Source organism: Variovorax sp. JS1663 (assembly GCF_002157355.1).
Lineage (GTDB): Bacteria > Pseudomonadota > Gammaproteobacteria > Burkholderiales > Burkholderiaceae_C > Variovorax.
Genome location: NZ_LYMK01000050.1, coordinates 28,146 through 46,702 on the forward strand (window position 1 = coordinate 28,146; position 18,557 = coordinate 46,702).

Consider the following 18,557-nt stretch of genomic DNA (forward strand, 5'->3'; position numbering starts at 1 on the left):
ATGGGTTGTTGCTTGTTGTTTACGCGTAGAGCGGGTTGATCTTGTCGGCGTTGATGCCGTACTTCTTGATCGCGTCGGCCACCTTCTGCGCAGGCACGACGCCGTCGTCGGCCAGGGCCTTGAGCGAGGCCACCACGATGTAGTGGCGGTTCACCTCGAAGTGCTCGCGCAGCTTGCTGCGGAAATCGCTGCGGCCGAAGCCATCGGTGCCCAGCACGCGGTAGGTACGGTCCTTCGGGATGAAGGGGCGGATCTGCTCGGCGTAGGCCTTCATGTAGTCGGTCGATGCCACGACAGGGCCGGTGGTCGCCGACAGCTGCTCGGCCACGAAGGGCACGCGCGGCGTCTCGGTCGGGTGCAGCAGGTTCCAGCGATCAGCTTCCTGGCCGTCACGGGTGAGCTCGTTGAAGCTCGGGCAGCTCCACACCGAAGCGGCGACGCCCCAGTCCTGCTCCAGCAACTCCTGCGCTGCGATACTCTCGCGCAGAATGGTGCCGCTGCCGAGCAGTTGCACCGTTGGCGCCTCCTTGCCCTTGGCGGCCTTGATCGCCGGCGCCTGCTTGCACAGGTACATGCCCTTGACGATCTGCTCCTCGGTGCCGGGCTGCAGGCCGGGCATCGCGTAGTTCTCGTTGAGCAGGGTCAGGTAGTAGTAGACGTTGTCCTGCTTCTCGACCATGCGCTTGAGGCCGTGGTGCAGGATCACGCCGACCTCGTGCGCGAAGGTCGGGTCGTAGCTCACGCAGTTGGGGATGGTGTTGGCCAGGATGTGGCTGTGACCGTCCTCATGCTGCAGGCCCTCGCCGTTGAGCGTGGTGCGGCCCGACGTGCCGCCCAGCAGGAAGCCGCGTGCCTGCATGTCGCCGGCCGCCCAGGCCAGGTCGCCGATGCGCTGGAAGCCGAACATCGAGTAGTACACGTAGAACGGCACCATGATGCGGTTGTTGGTGCTGTACGAGGTAGCGGCAGCGATCCAGCTCGCCATGCCGCCGGCCTCGTTGATGCCTTCCTGCAGGATCTGGCCGGACTTGTCTTCCTTGTAGTACATGACCTGGTCCTTGTCGACCGGGGTGTACTGCTGACCATCGGGGTTGTAGATGCCGACCTGGCGGAACAGGCCTTCCATGCCGAAGGTGCGCGCCTCGTCGACCAGGATCGGCACCACGCGTGGACCCAGCGCCTTGTCACGCAGCAGCTGCGTGAGGAAGCGCACGTAGGCCTGCGTCGTGGAGATCTCGCGGCCCTCGGCCGTGGGCTCCAGAACCGCCTTGAAGGTGTCGAGCGACGGCACGGTGAAGCTCTCGTCGGCCTTGACGCGGCGGTGCGGCAGGTAACCGCCCAGCGCCTTGCGGCGCTCGTGCAGGTACTTCATCTCGGGCGTGTCGTCGGCCGGCTTGTAGAACGGCAGGTCGGCAAGCTGGCTGTCGGGGATCGGGATGTTGAAGCGGTCGCGGAAGGCCTTGATGTCCTCGTCGCCCAGCTTCTTGGTCTGGTGGACCGTGTTCTTGCCCTCGCCGATCTTGCCCATGCCGAAGCCCTTGACCGTCTTGACCAGGAGCACCGTCGGCTGGCCGGTGTGCTTGACGGCCGCGTGGAAGGCGGCGTAGACCTTCTGCGAGTCGTGGCCGCCGCGGCGCAGCTGCCAGATGTCGTCGTCGCTCATCTTGGCGACCAACTCCAGCGTGCGCGGATCGCGGCCGAAGAAATGCTTGCGCACGTAGGCGCCGTCGTTGGCCTTGAACGACTGGTAGTCGCCGTCGTTCGTCTCCATCATGATCTTGCGCAGCGCGCCGTCCTTGTCGCGCGCCAGCAGCGGATCCCAGTTGCTGCCCCACAGGAGCTTGATGACGTTCCAGCCGGAGCCGCGGAATTCGCCTTCCAGCTCCTGGACGATCTTGCCGTTGCCGCGCACCGGGCCGTCCAGGCGCTGCAGGTTGCAGTTGATGACGAAGATCAAGTTGTCCAGCCGCTCGCGAGCCGCCAGGCCGATCGCGCCCAGCGATTCGACCTCGTCCATCTCGCCGTCGCCGCAGAACACCCAGACCTTGCGGTTGGCGGTGTCGGCGATGCCGCGGGCGTGCAGGTATTTGAGGAAGCGCGCCTGGTAGATGGCCATCAGCGGGCCCAGGCCCATCGAGACGGTGGGGAACTGCCAGAACGCGGGCATCAGCTTCGGATGCGGATAGCTCGACAGGCCCTTGCCGTCGACCTCCTGGCGGAAGTTGAGCAGTTGCTCCTCGGTCAGGCGGCCCTCGAGGTAGGCGCGCGCATAGATGCCTGGGGAGACGTGGCCCTGGATGTAGAGGCAGTCGCCGCCATGGTTCTCACTTTCGGCGTGCCAGAAGTGATTGAAGCCGGCGCCGAACATGTTGGCCAGCGAGGCGAAGGAGCCGATGTGACCGCCCAGGTCACCGCCCTCCGGCGGATGGTGGCGGTTGGCCTTCACCACCATGGCCATCGCGTTCCAGCGCATGTAGGCGCGCAGGCGCTCCTCGATCTCCAGGTTGCCGGGGCAACGCTCTTCCTGGTTGGCCTCGATGGTGTTGACGTAAGCGGTGTTGGCCGAGAACGGCTTGTCGATGCTGTTCTGACGCGCGTGCTCCAGGAGCTGTTCGAGCAGGAAGTGCGCGCGCTCGGGGCCCTCGCTCTCGATCACGGCGGACAGGGCATCCATCCATTCGCGGGTTTCCTGGGCGTCCGTGTCATTGGCGGCGGAACCGAAGCGGTTCTCGGGAAGTGCCGACATGCTTGTCTCCTTTTTGAAGGGGTTGTGGCTGGGTAATTTAGTGCCGGAACCGGCAGCGCGCGGAGTTTCTCACAGAAATAAGTGAATTTCAAATAGTGCGCGGCGTTTTCTTAATATGAAATTCATCGAGTTTCATCAATGAAGTTGTGAAGTACGTGGCCGTATTCGCAGCCATGTCACTGCCGCGCCGAGCCCTCTCCCGCAGAGGCCTTCCCCTAAACTCGCCCGATGCCCTTTTCCTCCCCGATCGCGGTGGCGCGCAGCGCCGTCCACGCTTCGCCGCTGTCGTGGTGGCGGCGCTGGTGGCGCCGGCAGACGCCGGTCCTGCAGGACGCGGTGGCGATGCTGGCCCCGCTGGCGGCGGTGTTGCTGTTCCTGGCCGCCATCGTGTCGGCCTTCTGGTACCTGCGGGCGGAAGAAGTGGAGCGCGAGCAGGAGTCGGTGAAGCGCGATGTGGAGTACGCCCAGCAGCGCGTGCGCCTGCGCCTGCTGGAGCGGCAGGAGCAGCTGATGCGCCTGGCGCGCGACGCCTCCAACCGCGAGATCGACGCCACCGAGTTCGGCAGCCGCGCGGAGTCGCTGGTCAGCCAGTTCCCCGAGCTGCAGGCGATCAGCTGGATCGACGACCGGCGCCGCTTCAAGGCCGGCTACGCCGCGCCCAGCGTGCACCCGGCGCAGCAGCATGCGGTGGGCGAGGTGCTGCGCCCGGGCGACATCGAGAGCAACTATGCGCTGGCGCGTGAGCTGCGCCAGCCGGTGTTCTCGCAGCCGGTGGCGGGTGGCGATCCGACGGCCATGTTGCAGTTGCACATTCCCTTCTACGACCAGGGCCTGTTTGCCGGCGAGGTGTTGGGCGAGTTCTCGATCGATGGGCTGCTGCGCTACGGCATGCCGTCGGAGGTGTCGGCCCGCTATGCAGTCTCGCTGATCGACGCCAAGGGCGGCCTGATTGCCGGGAACACGGTCGCCAGTCCGCGCGAGGCGGAAACGCGGCTCCTGCCGTGGACCGAGCAGACCAACGAGTACGAGGTTCCCGTATCGCCGGTCGGCAACGCCCTCGTGCTGCGCGCACAGTCCTACCGCACCTCGCAGGGCGTGGTCGGCAACGGCCTGTTCTGGCTGGTGGGCGCGCTCAGCGTGATGACGAGCTGGATGCTGATCGGCACCTGGCGCCACACGCGGCGGCGGCTGCAGGCCCAGCAGGCCTTGGTGGCCGAGACCAACTTCCGGCGCGCGATGGAAAACTCCATGCTCACCGGCATGCGCGTGCTCGACCTCGAAGGCCGCATCACCTACGTCAACGCCGCCTTCTGCGCGATGACCGGCTGGGACGAGAGCGAACTGGTCGGCCAGACCCCGCCCTTCCCCTACTGGCTGGAATCGGACCGCGAGATCATGAACGAGCGGCTCGAGGAGGAACTGCACGGCCGCGCCCTGCCCGGCGGCTTCCAGGTGCGCGTCAAGCGCAAGAACGGCACGGTGTTCAACGCCCGCCTCTACGTCTCGCCGCTGATCGATGCGCGCGGCCACCAGACCGGCTGGATGACCTCGATGACCGACATCACCGAGCCCACCCGCATCCGCGAGCAGCTCTCGGCCTCCTACGAGCGCTTCACCACCGTGCTGGAGGCGCTGGATGCCTCTGTCTCCGTCGCGCCGCTGGGCAGCGAGGAGCTGCTGTTCGCCAACAAGCTGTACCGGCTCTGGTTCGGCTCCGACACGGTCGGCCACCTGAACATGGTGGCGCAGGCCGGCGTGCCGGCTTCGCATGCGCACGACGACACGCTGGACGACGTGGACCCCTTCGCCGGCCTGCCGATCGATCAGCTCACCGCCGCGCAACCCGCCAACAACGAGATCTTCGTGCCCGCCCTGGGCAAGTGGCTGGAGGTGCGCTCGCGCTACCTGACCTGGGTCGACGGCCGGCTCGCGCAGCTGGTGATCGCCACCGACATCACGCCGCGGCGCATGGCCGAGGACCTCTCGGCCGCGCAGGCCGACCGCGCCCAGGCCGCCAGCCGGCTGATCACCATGGGCGAGATGGCGTCGAGTGTGGCGCATGAGCTCAACCAGCCGCTGACCGCGATCACCAACTACTGCAACGGGATGATGTCGCGCATCCGCGGCCAGCAGATCGATTCCGATGCCCTGCTCGCGGCGCTGGACAAGACCGCCAAGCAGGCCCAGCGGGCCGGCCAGATCATCCAGCGCATCCGCTCCTTCGTGAAACGCAGCGAGCCCAACCGCACGCCGGCCGAGGTCTCGACCATGGTGAGCGAGGCTGTGGAGCTGGCCGGAATCGAGCTGCGGCGGCGCAACGTGCGGCTCAACCACTACGTGGCAGCCCGCCTGCCAGTGGTGCGGGTCGACCCGATCCTGATCGAGCAGGTGATGGTCAACCTGCTGAAGAACGCGGCCGAGTCGATCGACCTGGCCAACCGCCCGCTGGCGCGCCGCAGCGTCGAGCTGCGGGTGCTGCCCAAGGTCATCGACGGGCAGAACGCCATCGAGTTCTCGGTGCAGGACACCGGCATGGGCCTGGCGCCCGAGGTGATGGACCGGCTCTACGAGGCCTTCTTCTCCACCAAGCCCGAAGGCATGGGCATCGGACTCAACCTCTGCCGCACCATCGTCGAGTCGCACCGCGGCCGGATGCGGGCGGAGAACATCTACAATGGCCCGGATGTAGTGGGATGCCGTTTTTCCTTCTGGATTCCGGTGTTGGACGCTACCGATTCCGTAGCAAGCAACGAGACGAAAGTACCTGCATGAGTTTGATTCCGAAGAAGGGCACGGTCTATGTCGTCGACGACGACGAAGCAGTCCGCGATTCGTTGCAATGGCTGCTCGAAGGCAAGGACTACCGGGTCCGCTGCTTCGATTCCGCCGAGTCCTTCCTGTCGCGCTACGACCCCCGAGAAGTCGCCTGCCTGATCGTCGACATCCGCATGGGCGGCATGTCCGGCATGGAACTGCAGGACCGCCTGATCGAGCGCCGCTCGCCTCTCCCGATCGTGGTCATCACCGGGCACGGCGACGTGCCGATGGCGGTGGACAGCATGAAGAAGGGCGCCATGGATTTCATCCAGAAGCCCTTCAACGACGAGGCCCTGGTGGCCCTGGTCGAGCGCATGCTGGAGCATGCCCGCGGCGCCTTCGCGCAGCATCAGCAGTCGGCCAGCCGCGATGCCCTGCTGTCCAAGCTGACGGGCCGCGAGGCGCAGGTGCTCGAGCGCATCGTCGCCGGCCGCCTCAACAAGCAGATTGCCGACGACCTGGGCATCAGCATCAAGACGGTGGAGGCGCACCGCGCCAACATCATGGAAAAGCTCAACGCCAACACGGTGGCCGACCTGCTCAAGATCGCGCTGGGGCAGGCTGCCTCGCCCGCCAAGGCCTGACGGCCATCGCGCCCATAGCCACAATCAAATCCGACGCCTGCGCAAGCGGGCGTTTTTACTTGGAGAATCGAAAACGATGACAGCTCAACTGATCGACGGCAACGCGCTCGCGGCGCAGACCCGGGCCGATGTGGCTCGCCGTGTGCAGGCGCTCAAGGCGCGTGGCGTCACGCCCGGGCTTGCCGTGATCCTGGTGGGCGAGGATCCGGCCAGCCACGTCTATGTGCGCCACAAGGTCAAGGACAGCGAGGAGGCCGGCCTGCACTCGGTGCTGGAGCGCCACCCTGCCACACTGCCGGAAGCCGATCTGCTCGCCCGCATCGATGCGCTCAACAAGGACCCGGCCATCCACGGCATCCTGGTCCAGCTCCCGCTGCCCAAGCACATCGACGCAGCCCGCGTCATCGAATCGATCTCCCCCGCCAAGGACGTGGATGGCTTCCACGTCGCCAGCGCCGGCGCGCTCATGACGGGACAGCCCGGCTTCTGGCCCTGCACGCCCTACGGTTGCATGAAGATGCTGGAGTCGATCGGCTATGAACTGCGCGGCAAACACGCGGTCGTGATCGGCCGAAGCAACATCGTGGGCAAACCCATGGCCATGATGCTGCTCGCCAAGAGCGCCACCGTGACCATCTGCCACAGCGCCACGCAGGACCTGGGCGCCCTCACGCGCCAGGCCGACGTGGTGGTGGCCGCGGTCGGCAAGCGCAATGTGCTCACCGCCGACATGGTCAAGCCGGGCGCAGTGATCATCGACGTGGGCATGAACCGCAACGACGAGGGCAAGCTCTGCGGCGACGTCGACTTCGACGCCGTGCGCAGGGTGGCTGGCTGGATCACGCCGGTCCCGGGCGGCGTAGGGCCGATGACCCGCGCGATGCTCCTCGTCAACACCCTGGAAGCCGCCGAGCGCTCTTGAACCGACCCGGCCCGACCGCCAACTGCTTGAGACCATGACCAACAATCCGCTCCTCGATTTCCAAGACCTCCCGCTGTTCGACCAGATCAAGCCCGAGCATGTCGCGCCCGCCGTCGACACGCTGCTGGCCGATGCCGAGACGGCGCTTCAGACGGTCACCGCGCCCGAGTTCCCGGCCGACTGGACCGCCATCGCGAAGGTGCTGGACGTCGCCTCGGAGCGCTTCAGCCGGGCCTGGGGCGCCGTGGGCCACCTCAACGCGGTGGCCGACACGCCCGAGCTGCGCGCGGCCTACAACGAGGCCATGCCGCGCGTCACCGCCTTCTGGACGCGCCTCGGCTCCGACGAGCGGCTCTATGCCAAGTACAAGGCGATCGATCCCGCCACGCTGAACGCGGAGCAGCGCCAGGCCCACCGGAACGCCGTGCGCAACTTCGTGCTGGGCGGCGCGGAACTGCAGGGCGAGGCCAAGAAGCGCTTTGCCGAGATCCAGGAGCGGCAGGCCGAGCTGAGCCAGAAGTTCAGCGAGAACGCACTCGACGCCACCGACGCCTTCGCCTACTACGCCCAGCTGGGCGAGCTCGAAGGCCTGCCCGAGGACGTGGTCAGCGCCGCGCGCGCGGCCGCGGAGGCCGATGGCAAGCAGGGCTACAAGCTCACGCTGAAGATGCCCTCCTACCTGCCGGTCATGCAGTTCGCCAAGAGCAGCGCCCTGCGCGAGAAGCTCTATCGCGCGTACGTTACCCGTGCAAGCGAATTCGGCGACCCGGTGCTGGACAACACGCCGCTGATCCGCGAGATCCTCGCGCTGCGCCAGGAAGAGGCGAAGCTGCTGGGCCACCCGAACTTCGGCGAGCTGTCGATCGTGCCGAAGATGGCCGACTCGGCCGACCAGGTGATCCGCTTCCTGCGCGACCTGGCGACGAAGGCGCGGCCCTTCGGCGAACGCGACCTGGCGGACCTGAAGGTCTTCGCCACCCAGCAGCTCGGCCTCCAGGACCCGCAGCCCTGGGACTGGAGCTACGTCGGCGAGAAGCTCAAGGAGGCGCGCTATGCCTTCAGCGAGCAGGAGGTCAAACAGTACTTCACCGCGCCGAAGGTCATGGCGGGCCTGTTCAAGATCGTCGAGTCGTTGTTCGAAGTCTCGATCCGGCGCGACAGCGCGCCCGTCTGGAACCCGAGCGTCGAGTTCTACCGCATCGAGCGCAACGGACAAAAGGTCGGTCAGTTCTACCTCGACCCCTCGGCCCGCGCGGCCAAGCGCGGCGGGGCCTGGATGGACGACGTGCGCGCCCGCTGGCTGCGCCCCGACACCGGCACGCTGCAGACGCCGATTGCACACCTCGTCTGCAACTTCGCCGAGGGCGTCGACGGCAAGCCGCCACTGCTCACGCACGATGACGTGACCACCCTCTTCCACGAGTTCGGCCACGGCCTGCACCACATGTTGACCCAGGTCAACGAGCGCGACGTCTCCGGCATCAGCGGCGTCGAATGGGATGCGGTCGAACTGCCCAGCCAGTTCATGGAGAACTTCTGCTGGGAGTGGGAGGTGCTGGCCCACATGACGGCGCACGTGGACACCGGCGAGCCGCTCCCGCGCGCCCTGTTCGACAAGATGATCGCCGCCAAGAACTTCCAGAGCGGGCTGCAAACGCTGCGCCAGATCGAGTTCTCGCTGTTCGACATGCTGCTGCACACCGAGTACGACGCGAGCACCGCCCAGCCCGGCGACGTGCTGGCGCTGCTGGACCGGGTGCGTGCCGAGGTCGCCGTGATGCCCGCGCCGCCCTTCAGCCGCACGCCCAACACCTTCAGTCACATCTTCGCGGGCGGCTACGCAGCGGGCTACTACAGCTACAAGTGGGCCGAGGTGCTGAGTGCGGACGCCTACGCGGCCTTCGAGGAGACCGCCGGTGCCAACGGCAAGCCCAGCATCGAGACCGGCCGCAAATACCGGCAGGCCATCCTCGAGGCCGGCGGCAGCCGCCCCGCGATGGAGTCCTTCAAGGCCTTCCGCGGCCGCGAGCCCCAGCTCGATGCGTTGTTGCGACACCAGGGCATGGTGGAGGCGCAGCCGGCCTGAGATACTCCGCGGCGTCGGATCACGAAAGCCATCGATGAAGCTTCACCCACGTCTCCCCGTCCTCGTTCTCGCACTCGCCGCGGGCGCCGCCATGGCGCAGTCGGTCTACCGCCATGTCGACAAGAACGGCAAGGTCACTTTCTCCGACCAGCCACCGGCTGCCAATGTCCAGCCTGCGGCGCCGCGCGCCGGCACCGCGGCCTCCACCGGGGGGCCGGCTCTGCCCTATGAACTGCGGCAGGTCGTTCAGCGCTACCCGGTTACGATCTACACCGGTGACGAATGCAGCCCCTGCAGCGCGGGCCGGTCGCTGCTGGTGACGCGGGGCATTCCCTTTGAGGAGCGCATCATCAAGTCCAACGAAGACGTGGAAGCGCTGCAGCGCCTGAGCGGCCAGACCTCGCTGCCGGTGCTGAGTATCGGCGCGCAGCATCTCAAGGGCTTCTCGGATCCGGAGTGGTCGCAGTACCTGGATGCGGCCGGCTACCCCAAGAGCGCGCAACTGCCGGCAGGCTACCGCAATCCGCCCGCCACGCCCCTGGTCGCTGTGCAGGCCGCGCCGCAGGCGGCCGTGCGGCCCCCCGCCGCCGCGCCTGCGACGGCACCGCAGACCCCGCCAACACCGGCAGAGGGCCCCACGCCGAGCAACCCGACGGGCATCAAGTTCTAGGTTTCCAGGAAGAGGCGCCGCGCAGGGGCCCGGCTCAATCGAAGCGCAGCGTCTGCACGCCGGAGGGCGTGCCCAACAGGCAAATGCTCGCGCGCTGATGGGCGAAGACGCCGACCGTCACCACGCCGGGCCACTGGTTCACTTCCGACTCGAAGCCGAGCGGGTCGGTGATGCGCAGGCCGGTCACGTCGACGATGTGCTGGCCGTTGTCCGTGACCAGCGGCGCGCCGTCCTTCTCCCGCACGCTGGCAGTTCCCCCGAGCCGGGCGAACTGCCGGATCACGCGCCGGGCGGCCATCGGGACCACCTCAACCGGCAAGGGAAACGCGCCGAGTGTGTTGACCCGCTTGGACACGTCGGCGATGCAGACGAAGCGCCGTGACTGTGCCGCGACAATCTTCTCGCGCGTCAACGCAGCGCCACCGCCCTTGATCATGTAGCCGCGGCCGTCGATCTCGTCGGCGCCGTCGATGTAGACAGCGAGTTCCTCGACCTCGTTGCTGTCGAACACCGGGATGCCCAGCGCCTGTAGCCGTTCCGTCGAGGCCACCGAGCTGGACACTGCGCCGCGGATGTCCTTGCGGATGCCCCCCAGCGCCTCGATGAACTTGTTGACCGTCGAGCCGGTGCCGACGCCGACGATGTCCCCCTTCCCCACGTACGCGAGCGCGGCGCGACCGACCTGCGCCTTCAGCTCATCCTGGGACAGGGCGGGCGCGCCAGCGGGGGAATTCATCGGGGAAAATCCTTGGATTGACGAAGCCCGCCATTATCCGATGCCCTTGCTGCTGCCCTCCTCGCTTTACACGCTTGCCCGACCTTTCCTCTTCGGTTTCGATCCCGAGCACGCCCACGAACTGACCCTCGACGCGCTCGCGCGTACGCAGAACACGCCGCTCGCCTGCGCGTACGCCGCGCCGCGCGTGGAGGATCGCCTGACGCTGGCGGGGCTGCACTTTCCGAACCGATTGGGGCTGGCTGCAGGACTGGACAAGAACGCGCGCTGCATCGACGCCTTCGCCGCCATGGGTTTCGGCTTCGTGGAGGTCGGCACGGTCACGCCCAAGGCGCAGCCAGGCAACCCCAAGCCGCGCATGTTCAGGCTGCCGCAGCGCGATGCCCTTATCAACCGCCTGGGCTTCAATAACGAAGGCCTCGAGGCCTTCGTCGCCAACGTGCAGCGCGCGCGCTTCCGCCGCGACGTCGCCCGAGCGCCGATGCTGCTGGGCCTCAACATCGGCAAAAACGCCGCCACGCCGATCGAGCGTGCGGTGGACGACTACCTGATCTGCCTGGACGGCGTTTACCCGCATGCCGACTATGTGACGATCAACATCTCCAGCCCCAACACCGCCAACCTTCGCTCGCTGCAGAGCGACGAGGCGCTGGATGCATTGCTTGGCGCAGTGGCCGACAAGCGCGAGGCCCTCGCGCGGCGCCATAGCAAGCGGGTGCCGCTGTTCGTGAAGATCGCACCCGACCTCGAAGAGGCGCAAGTGCAGGTGATCGCCGCCACCCTGCGCCGCCATGGCATGGACGGCGTGATCGCCACCAACACCACGCTATCGCGCGAGGCGGTGGCGGGACTTCCACATGCACAGGAGACCGGAGGCCTCTCGGGCGCGCCCGTGCGCGAGGCGAGCAACCGTGTGATCAGCCAGCTGCGATCGGCCCTCGGCGCCGATTTCCCGATCATCGGGGTCGGCGGTGTGCTGAGCGGGGCCGATGCCGAGGCCAAGATCGAAGCCGGTGCCGACCTGGTCCAGATCTACACCGGGCTCATCTACAAGGGGCCAGCGCTGGTGCGCGAGGCCGCCCAGGCGTTGCGCCGGCGCGGCCGCTGACCGGGCCCGATCAGCGGCGCATCCGCCAGAGCACGGGAACGATCACGGTCGCCCAGCGCAGCAGGCGGCGCGGACCGATCACCGCCACCGCAGCGGCAGCCACGGCACCGGCCGTCACCGGGTGCTCGCGCGCGATACGCAGAGCAGCCTCGCTGGCCGATTCGTCAGCCGGCGGGGCCGCGTCGGCTGCCTTGGATGGCGCGCCCTGCAGGGTCGCAATGCGCTCCCGCTGCCGCGCGATGCGGGCCAGCAGTTCCTCGCGGGTGAGCAAAGCACGGTCGCGCGCGGGCGGCTCGTCCTCATGGCCCAGATTGAAGCGCGCCTGCACCCATTCCCAGTCGCGCCCGAATTCGCGGCGCGCAGGCTCGAAGGCGCCGGAAGCCCCCCGCAGCGTGCTCGCCAGAGCCGCGACGGCCGCCACCCAGAGCACGATCCACACCACGGCCACCGACCACGCGGCCGCGACGCGGTTCGGCGTGTCCCAGAAATGCACGACCACGGCCACCGACAGCAGCGCCACCGTGACAGTGGTCAGGCCGATCACCGCGATCGCCAGGGCCAGAAGCAGCCGCAGCCGCTGCCGCTCTTCCTCCCAGGCCAGCCGGAGCAGCTGGACACGGTCTTCGGCGGCCAGTGCGCCCTCGCCGGCGGCAATGCGCCATCGCCGCACCCGGGCGTCCAGCCCCAGGAGGGAGAGCAGCCTCATGCTTGCTCCCCGCCTGCGGCCGATGGGCCGCGATCAGCGGCGCCCAAGCAGCAGGCCCACCAGCACGCCCACCGCCAGGGCGGCACCAGCGATCTGCCACGGCTCGTCGTGCGCGTAGGCGTTGGCGGTGCTGGCAGCCTCGCGCGCCTTCTTCGCGGCCAGCTTGCTCTTTTCGGCAGCCAACTCGCGCGCGATCGCCAGCTTGCTGTCGATGCGCTGGCGCAAGGCCTTGATATGCGGAACGCTGTCGAGCTCCTTGCTGGCGAGCACGCCGCGCACGTCGCTGGCGATGTCTTCCGCCACAGCGTTGGCCGCTGCTTCGAGATTGGAGGTTGCAGTCATTGGAATCTTCCCTCGGTGATTCGCGCCGGCACCGCGCCGGCGACTTCACGCCTGACGCGGCGTGGCATCCATGGTACATGCCTGCGTGGACCTACGGCAGCAAAGACGCCACACGGCGTCCGATCGCCAGACTGCTGGTGAGCCCCGGCGACTCGATGCCGAACAGGTTGACCAGCCCCGTGACGCCATGCGCCTCGGGGCCTCCGATCATGAAATCGGCAGCCGGCTCGCCAGGGCCGGAAATCTTCGGGCGAATGCCGGCGTAGCCGGGCGCGAGCGCGCCATCGGCCAGCGACGGCCAGTACCTGCGCACCTCGGCGTAGAAGACCTCGCCCCGCGCGGGGTCGACCACCAGGTCGTCGCCCGAATCGACCCACTGGACGTCCGGGCCGAATTTGGCTTGGCCGCCGAGGTCGAGCGTCAGGTGCACGCCCAGTCCCGCCGCCTCGGGCACGGGATAGATCAGGTGGCTGAAGGGCGCGCGGCCGGTGAGCGTGAAGTAACTGCCCTTGGCGAAATACTCCTGCGGAACGGCGCTGGCCGGCAGGCCCTCGAAGCGCCGCGCCAGGGCCGGCGCGCCCAACCCCGCGGCATTGACCACACTGCGGCAACGCAGCGTCGTGCCGTCCTCTGCCGTCAGGACGATGGCGCCCTGCCCGCACTGCGCGCGAGCCACGCCCGATTTCAGCGCCAGCATGCCGCCGGCGCTTTCGAGGTCGCCCTGCAGACTCAGCATCAGCGCATGGCTGTCGACGATGCCGGTGCTCGGCGACAGCAGTGCGGCCGTGCACTCCAGCTGCGGCTCCAGGGTACGCGCCTGCTCGCGCGTGAGCAGCACCAGGTCGTCGACGCCGTTGGCTCGCGCCTTGGCCAGGATGGTCTCCAGCTGCGCGACCTGCTCCGGCGCCGTCGCGACGATGAGCTTGCCGCAGCGGCGGTGCGGCAAGCCGCGCTGCCCGAGGTACTCGTAGAGCAGTTGCTTGCCCTCGACGCACAGACTGGCCTTGAGGGAACCTGCGGGATAGTAGATGCCGGCGTGGATCACCTCGCTGTTGCGGGAGCTGGTGCCAGTGCCAATGGCGCCCTCCGCTTCAAGCACGATGACTTCGCGGCCTGCCAGCGCAAGTGCCCTGGCGACAGCCAGACCCACCACGCCGGCGCCGATGACGGCGCAATCGAATTCGTCCATCACGCAAGCTTAGCGGGGCTGGACGAGCTTCGGCCTTCACTCCGGATGGATGCTGAAGGGCTTCTCAGGATCGGTGGGATTCTCCGGCGGCGCGGCAGGGCCCTTGTCGGGCTCCACCGGCAGCTCCGGCACGTCCGGTGGATCGGAGGTGATGGGTGTCGGAAGATCGGGGCTGGTGGCCATGGCCATTTCTCCTTTCAGCACCGTTCTATGCGGCCGCGCACAGCGGAGCAAGTGGCGCTCAGCCGCAGCGTACGTCGGTACCGGCCGACACGCCAGCATGATGGGAAAGAAAGGAATTTGGTGGGCGGTGGAGGTTTCGAACCTCCGACCCCAGCAGTGTGAATGCCAGAAGTAGTCACGCTGTAGCTACGGCTCCCAATGGAGACAGCAGGTCAGACGGGCAGAAAACGGCAGCCGCGAGCAGCTTTTTGCACCAGATTTACACCGGGTGGAATGCCGGAGTGGCAGGCCGGGTACGGAACCCATAGCGGGCATCAGCGCCCGAGCGGAGCTGTGGGCGCCATTCCAACAACACGCCCCTATTCTGTGACACAAATATTCCTTGCATTCCACCGCGTTATGTGGCACATTAACTCCATCGAAAACAGCAAAGGAGAGCGGATATGTGGATCGTCAAGATGGATGGTGACTTCCAGGCCCTGTTCGCGCTGGAAAGCGATGCATGGACTTTCAGGGGTGCCCGTCAAGCGCTCTTCCCTGAGCGCGTCATCGAGGTCTCGTACATTCATCCGGAATCTGCGCTGCTTGAGGTGCTGGCATGAGCGCGCAGCACACGCCGGGGCCGGACGAACTGGCATTTCTGGACAGCAGCGCCGTAGGACTCGACCTTTCAGTTCAAGAGGATCGCGTCATCTTTCGCATGCGCGTCAGTGACCGGCTGAAGGCAACAACCGTTGAAGCAATGCGCGATTGGGTCTCCGGAACGATGCGCGACCGCTGGAGCGCGGCGCGTGCTGTTGCTGACGCCTACATCGCCAAGGCCACCGGGAGCGTATGACAAAGCGCAGGATTGAACGACCGCCCGGCCGCCCCCCTGTCAGCGAGGACGAAGGGCCTTCCGCCGTCCTGCGGGCGAGGGTTGGTGCGGAGCGGGTGGCGAAGGTGAAACGCCTGGGCGGGGCTGAATGGCTGCGCAAGACGATCGACCGAGCAAAAGAGCCGTCTGCCTCCTCTCGTATAGCCGGCCAGGAGAAGAAGTAATGAAGCTGCTTTCCAAGATCGAACCGCAACCCCCGAAGGGAATCAAGTACATGCTTGGCGACGAGACGTGGAGGCCAGTCGAGAAGCGTTCTCCGCGCCGCCTGCTCTGCGAGGAATGGGGCAACCTCGGGCCGATGGAACTGGATCCGGCAATCAAACCGAACAAGGCCGGCTTTCGCGTGCGCGTGACCGAGATCCCTGCCCCCGAGGGCGCGTATGGGTTCACGGACATCGATGGCGTGTACTTCTGGACCAGCACTGATATGTACGGCCGCACAGCTGACGAGTGTGCCGCCCTTCGTCCTTACCAAGGGGAGAGCCGGGATGTCTAACCTGCCACCGTTGCCCAAGCCTTACGGCTACTGGCACATTGGTGAGAGCCACGACGAAAGCGACTTCTTCTTGGCAGAGGATTTCGGCAACGTGGGTTGCCCGGGGTGCATCAATCTGTTCACCCTGGACCAGATGCGAGCCTATGCAGAGGAAGCCGTAAGGCTAGAGCGGGAGGCAATAGCCGCAGATTGGGAGCATCGGCATGGGTTCGACAAGCATGGGGTTGCCGACGCCATCCGCTCCCGCTCTGAGCAAGGAAAGGGATAGTCACCAGTACAGGGGGTGACTTAAAATGAGGGCTCGGCTTCGGCCGGCTTGCGCCAAAGGGGACGCCCAGCGGCAGACGGTAGGACTGAACATCCGCCGCATCCGGTTGGAAGTACCGGGCTATCACATCAGCGGCGGCGTGGAGAAATCGCAGCCACGCATAGAGACTGGGCCGAGCCACACAGAGCCCGGGAAAACAGCGGCTATAGGCGGGTGTGGGTTCCGCCTTCTACGCGAAGTGAGTCGGGGTAGCGTCCGGCCCGCTGATGTGATGGCTAGACGCCGATTGCGCGTGAAATCAGTGCAAGGCCCCTGGGCTGACCACTGGATAGCCATCAGCCATCACGCATGCGGATTGTTCGGTTGCTTCGGCGGCCGTGAACAGACTGGCCCAGTAGCAGTCCGCAGCCGTGATGGTGGAATGCGCAGGGCTGATGCGCTCGCGCTTATAAGGCGATGGATGGCCAGCACGATAGGGCACCATTAATGCCGGAGATCAGCACCGGCCCACCATCAACCCGCACGATGCCTACGATGAATCTGTCATGTCGTCCAACACCCCGGGAACGCAGTACCACACCTGCCTCGTCGGGGCGCGGCCTGGATGCTCTTCCAAGCCCTTGATCAAAACCCCTTTCTCGATCTTGATCTCCGTCACGGTGCGTAGTTGCGCCAACTCCACCTTCCTCCCGCTATCGAAGAATCGGGCCCATCGCTGATTCGTGCCAGGCACCAACCCATAGACGAGCCAGCCAACTTCAGGCCGAGCCTTTACCTCCTCCAAAGGCAGTTTTTCACCCCAGCGGCGAAGTCGGTACAGGACGCAATGCACTGGGTGAGCATAGCGCTCCCCAATGAGAAAAGCCCCCGGCGCGAGGCCGGGGGTCGATTTGCGAAATTTCGAAACTTCAGGTCATGGCACGTTGCTGCTGTGCACCGCGATCGGCTTGAACGGCAGCGCCAGCCGGCCGGCGAACTCGCCATTCGGCGTCAGCGTCGGGCAGGCGCCGGCCTGGGTGCAGAAGCCGCTGCTCGCGTCCGGGTAGATCACGTCCCCGAAACGGTAGTTGGAGATGCTGGCGCCGGCGTAGTCGGCCACCGACAGCACCCTGCCCTGCGTCGAATAGTCGTCGGCGTTGGTGACCATGATCGGGTCGACGCGGCTGTCCTCCATGGTGCGGATCACGCTGCCGGTGGCCTGCGTGTCGCCGGTGTTCACGATCCGCACCCAGCCCCAGCGCCGGTTCGCGCGGTCCGTGAACAGGATCAGGTCGTTGATCGGGTCGCCGACGCCGGTGTAGCCCTTCGCCGCTGCCAGGTGAGTGATGTTCGAGCCCACGCCGGTGACGGCGCCCACCTGCTGGATGTCGGCCGGCACCGGTGACGTCGGCTTGTGGCCGGCAGCGTAGCGCCCGAGCGAGTACAGCAACACGTCCCCGGCGTCAGTGGCGATGCCCGCGCGCGAGTACTGGGGATCATCCTTCCAGAATGGGTACGCCTCGATGCGCTGGCGCTCGTCCTTGCTCCAGTAGCTGCGGGTGGCGGTCGTCCATACGGCGGTTGGCCGGCTGGCCAGCGTCATCGTCTTCACGACCTGGGGCGCCGAGGTGGCGGTCAGCGGGTAGGGCCACTGGGTCGCGGCCTGGCCGACGTTCTGCGTCTCGAGGTTGCTCGCGGCGCTCCCCAGGTACATGTCGTTCGTGTACTTGAAGAGCGGCCCGAGGTCGATGAAGGCGGCGCGCTTCTCGCTCTTGGAGACCACCACTGCGACCCCGCCCTTGGCGTACCGCTCATAGTCCTCGCCGCCCGGCAGCATCTTGGCGCGGTTCGCAGCCATGGGCGAGTCCAGGAACTGGAAGGCCGAGATGTGCCCCGCAGCGTCATACTTCAGCATCGTCGTGTAGGGGTGGATGCCGGTCGTTGCCGCGATGCCCGTGGGCGCCTTCATGTCCGAAGGCAGATCGACGTAGCCGATGACCTTCATGAACACGTAGTTGCCCTGGTCCACGAAGCCGGGCTTCATGTTGTCCATCCAGCCATGCCACCAGTCGTAGCGGGCCTGGCCAGGCTGCCAGCCCTGGGGGGCCGAGCCGAGCGATACCACCGCGACCTGGCCGCGCGTGTTCGGCACGTCCCATCCGCTCACCAGGGCGAACTCGCCGCCGCCGGTCACCGCGATTGCCGTAGGCACAAAGCCGACCTTGAACGCGGTGGATGCGCGGTTCTGCGCGGTCAGGGTGCCCACCGTGTAGAGCTTCGCCGCCTTGGTCGGGCTGCCCTGCGTGGCGACCAGAGATAAGCGCGTGGCCGGCGAGTCGGCCGCGTTCTCGCCGCGGTGCTCGGCCACCGGTAGGTCCGCGGGGTCGTTCTTCGCGAGCACGCCCTGGGCCAGGTAGTCGTCGATCGAGGTCGGCAGGAGCCGGCGCTGCTGCCAGAGGACCTGCGGCCGCTGCTGGAAGGTGCGGCGGTCGGTTGCCGAGTTCTGGAGCCACACCACCGAGTTCTCGACGCTCTGCGCTCCCGTCGGCACACCGATCGCGGCCGCGTGGATGGAGACGTACATGTTGTTGGTCGAGTCCTCGCGGCCGAGCTGGTAGATCGAACCGATGCCGGACATCACGCCGACGTCAGCGCGCTCCGGCAGCGTGGCGACACCGGTCTTGCTCGCCGGCGCGCCGTAGCGGTAGGCCACACCTGCGTCGGTGTTGAAGCGGTAGGCCATGGCGGCATAGGCGGCGGGCTCGATCGCTCCGGTGCTGTCCACGATGTCACCCGCGACTGGCGGGGCAGGCGGGGGCGCCGGCGGCGGAGGTGGTGCGGGAGGCGG

Annotated in this window: 17 protein-coding genes; 10 read left to right on the forward strand and 7 right to left on the reverse strand. The window is 66.9% G+C overall.

All coding sequences use genetic code 11. The features are described from left to right. Positions 1–19: 19 nt before the first annotated feature. Entirely contained in the window at positions 20–2,746 is a 2,727-nt protein-coding gene (gene aceE / locus A8M77_RS29295; RefSeq protein WP_086924989.1) for a pyruvate dehydrogenase (acetyl-transferring), homodimeric type, read from the reverse strand. Between the two features lie 228 nt (positions 2,747–2,974). Between aceE and A8M77_RS29300 the strand changes: the two genes are divergently transcribed. The 5 genes from A8M77_RS29300 (at position 2,975) to A8M77_RS29320 (ending at position 9,825) form a co-directional block, all read left to right on the forward strand. After that, positions 2,975–5,518: a PAS domain-containing sensor histidine kinase gene (locus A8M77_RS29300; protein WP_086924990.1), complete on the forward strand. Its 2,544-nt coding sequence runs from the start codon at positions 2,975–2,977 to the stop codon at positions 5,516–5,518. After that, positions 5,515–6,147, forward strand: coding sequence for a response regulator transcription factor (locus A8M77_RS29305; protein WP_086924991.1), 633 nt, complete (start codon positions 5,515–5,517; stop codon positions 6,145–6,147). Before A8M77_RS29300 ends, A8M77_RS29305 begins: the two co-directional genes overlap by 4 nt. A gap of 76 nt (positions 6,148–6,223) precedes the next feature. Continuing rightward, a complete protein-coding gene (folD, locus tag A8M77_RS29310; RefSeq protein WP_086924992.1) occupies positions 6,224–7,069 on the forward strand; it encodes a bifunctional methylenetetrahydrofolate dehydrogenase/methenyltetrahydrofolate cyclohydrolase FolD in 846 nt (281 codons plus the stop codon). Positions 7,070–7,103: 34 nt separating this feature from the next. Then, a complete protein-coding gene (locus tag A8M77_RS29315) occupies positions 7,104–9,155 on the forward strand; it encodes a M3 family metallopeptidase (protein ID WP_086924993.1) in 2,052 nt (683 codons plus the stop codon). A 34-nt stretch (positions 9,156–9,189) separates the two neighbouring features. After that, a complete protein-coding gene (locus A8M77_RS29320; protein WP_086924994.1) occupies positions 9,190–9,825 on the forward strand; it encodes a DUF4124 domain-containing protein in 636 nt (211 codons plus the stop codon). A 34-nt stretch (positions 9,826–9,859) separates the two neighbouring features. On the opposite strand, the gene rpiA is transcribed toward A8M77_RS29320, so the two are convergent. Continuing rightward, complete coding sequence (gene rpiA / locus A8M77_RS29325) at positions 9,860–10,561, reverse strand: ribose-5-phosphate isomerase RpiA (RefSeq protein WP_086924995.1); 702 nt, start codon at positions 10,559–10,561, stop codon at positions 9,860–9,862. 40 nt (positions 10,562–10,601) lie between these two features. Here rpiA and A8M77_RS29330 point away from each other — a divergent pair, with 40 nt between their 5' ends. Next, the gene (locus A8M77_RS29330; protein WP_086924996.1) at positions 10,602–11,669 is read left to right on the forward strand and encodes a quinone-dependent dihydroorotate dehydrogenase; all 1,068 of its coding nucleotides are present in this window, start codon (positions 10,602–10,604) and stop codon (positions 11,667–11,669) included. A gap of 10 nt (positions 11,670–11,679) precedes the next feature. Here A8M77_RS29330 and A8M77_RS29335 read toward each other — a convergent pair whose 3' ends face one another. The 4 genes from A8M77_RS29335 to A8M77_RS29350 form a co-directional block, all read right to left on the reverse strand. Continuing rightward, on the reverse strand, positions 11,680–12,375 hold the full coding sequence (locus A8M77_RS29335; protein WP_086924997.1) for a phage holin family protein: 696 nt from the start codon (positions 12,373–12,375) through the stop codon (positions 11,680–11,682). A 33-nt stretch (positions 12,376–12,408) separates the two neighbouring features. Next, positions 12,409–12,717 carry a glycine zipper domain-containing protein gene (locus A8M77_RS29340; protein ID WP_076998875.1) on the reverse strand — a complete coding sequence of 103 codons (309 nt, stop codon included), beginning with the start codon at positions 12,715–12,717 and terminating at the stop codon, positions 12,409–12,411. Between the two features lie 91 nt (positions 12,718–12,808). Next, entirely contained in the window at positions 12,809–13,906 is a 1,098-nt protein-coding gene (locus A8M77_RS29345) for an NAD(P)/FAD-dependent oxidoreductase (protein WP_086924998.1), read from the reverse strand. A 36-nt stretch (positions 13,907–13,942) separates the two neighbouring features. Next, the gene (locus tag A8M77_RS29350; protein WP_086925007.1) at positions 13,943–14,089 is read right to left on the reverse strand and encodes a stereocilin; all 147 of its coding nucleotides are present in this window, start codon (positions 14,087–14,089) and stop codon (positions 13,943–13,945) included. 443 nt (positions 14,090–14,532) lie between these two features. Here A8M77_RS29350 and A8M77_RS36265 point away from each other — a divergent pair, with 443 nt between their 5' ends. From A8M77_RS36265 to A8M77_RS29365, 4 genes are all read left to right on the forward strand, one after another. After that, a complete protein-coding gene (locus A8M77_RS36265; protein ID WP_158101019.1) occupies positions 14,533–14,691 on the forward strand; it encodes a hypothetical protein in 159 nt (52 codons plus the stop codon). Then, positions 14,688–14,927 (forward strand): hypothetical protein, encoded by a 240-nt coding sequence (locus tag A8M77_RS29355; RefSeq protein ID WP_086924999.1) that lies wholly within the window; start codon positions 14,688–14,690, stop codon positions 14,925–14,927. Before A8M77_RS36265 ends, A8M77_RS29355 begins: the two co-directional genes overlap by 4 nt. A 202-nt stretch (positions 14,928–15,129) precedes the next feature. Beyond that, the gene (locus A8M77_RS29360; RefSeq protein WP_086925000.1) at positions 15,130–15,462 is read left to right on the forward strand and encodes a hypothetical protein; all 333 of its coding nucleotides are present in this window, start codon (positions 15,130–15,132) and stop codon (positions 15,460–15,462) included. After that, positions 15,455–15,730: a hypothetical protein gene (locus A8M77_RS29365; RefSeq protein ID WP_086925001.1), complete on the forward strand. Its 276-nt coding sequence runs from the start codon at positions 15,455–15,457 to the stop codon at positions 15,728–15,730. The genes A8M77_RS29360 and A8M77_RS29365 overlap by 8 nt, the downstream gene beginning before the upstream one ends. A gap of 913 nt (positions 15,731–16,643) precedes the next feature. Here the strand turns inward: A8M77_RS29365 and A8M77_RS29375 are convergent. After that, positions 16,644–18,557, reverse strand: a 1,914-nt coding sequence (locus A8M77_RS29375) for a hypothetical protein (protein WP_238137021.1), incomplete at its 5' end; no start/stop codon positions are given.

Coding starts and splice junctions, on each gene's coding strand:
- aceE (WP_086924989.1), bottom strand. CDS start 2,746: ATGTCGGCACTTCCCGAGAACCGCTTCGGTTCCGCCGCCAATGACACG.
- A8M77_RS29355 (WP_086924999.1), top strand. CDS start 14,688: ATGAGCGCGCAGCACACGCCGGGGCCGGACGAACTGGCATTTCTGGAC.
- A8M77_RS29340 (WP_076998875.1), bottom strand. CDS start 12,717: ATGACTGCAACCTCCAATCTCGAAGCAGCGGCCAACGCTGTGGCGGAA.
- A8M77_RS29350 (WP_086925007.1), bottom strand. CDS start 14,089: ATGGCCACCAGCCCCGATCTTCCGACACCCATCACCTCCGATCCACCG.
- A8M77_RS36265 (WP_158101019.1), top strand. CDS start 14,533: ATGTGGATCGTCAAGATGGATGGTGACTTCCAGGCCCTGTTCGCGCTG.
- A8M77_RS29360 (WP_086925000.1), top strand. CDS start 15,130: ATGAAGCTGCTTTCCAAGATCGAACCGCAACCCCCGAAGGGAATCAAG.
- A8M77_RS29320 (WP_086924994.1), top strand. CDS start 9,190: ATGAAGCTTCACCCACGTCTCCCCGTCCTCGTTCTCGCACTCGCCGCG.
- A8M77_RS29335 (WP_086924997.1), bottom strand. CDS start 12,375: ATGAGGCTGCTCTCCCTCCTGGGGCTGGACGCCCGGGTGCGGCGATGG.
- A8M77_RS29345 (WP_086924998.1), bottom strand. CDS start 13,906: ATGGACGAATTCGATTGCGCCGTCATCGGCGCCGGCGTGGTGGGTCTG.
- A8M77_RS29300 (WP_086924990.1), top strand. CDS start 2,975: ATGCCCTTTTCCTCCCCGATCGCGGTGGCGCGCAGCGCCGTCCACGCT.
- folD (WP_086924992.1), top strand. CDS start 6,224: ATGACAGCTCAACTGATCGACGGCAACGCGCTCGCGGCGCAGACCCGG.
- A8M77_RS29305 (WP_086924991.1), top strand. CDS start 5,515: ATGAGTTTGATTCCGAAGAAGGGCACGGTCTATGTCGTCGACGACGAC.
- rpiA (WP_086924995.1), bottom strand. CDS start 10,561: ATGAATTCCCCCGCTGGCGCGCCCGCCCTGTCCCAGGATGAGCTGAAG.
- A8M77_RS29330 (WP_086924996.1), top strand. CDS start 10,602: ATGCCCTTGCTGCTGCCCTCCTCGCTTTACACGCTTGCCCGACCTTTC.
- A8M77_RS29315 (WP_086924993.1), top strand. CDS start 7,104: ATGACCAACAATCCGCTCCTCGATTTCCAAGACCTCCCGCTGTTCGAC.
- A8M77_RS29365 (WP_086925001.1), top strand. CDS start 15,455: ATGTCTAACCTGCCACCGTTGCCCAAGCCTTACGGCTACTGGCACATT.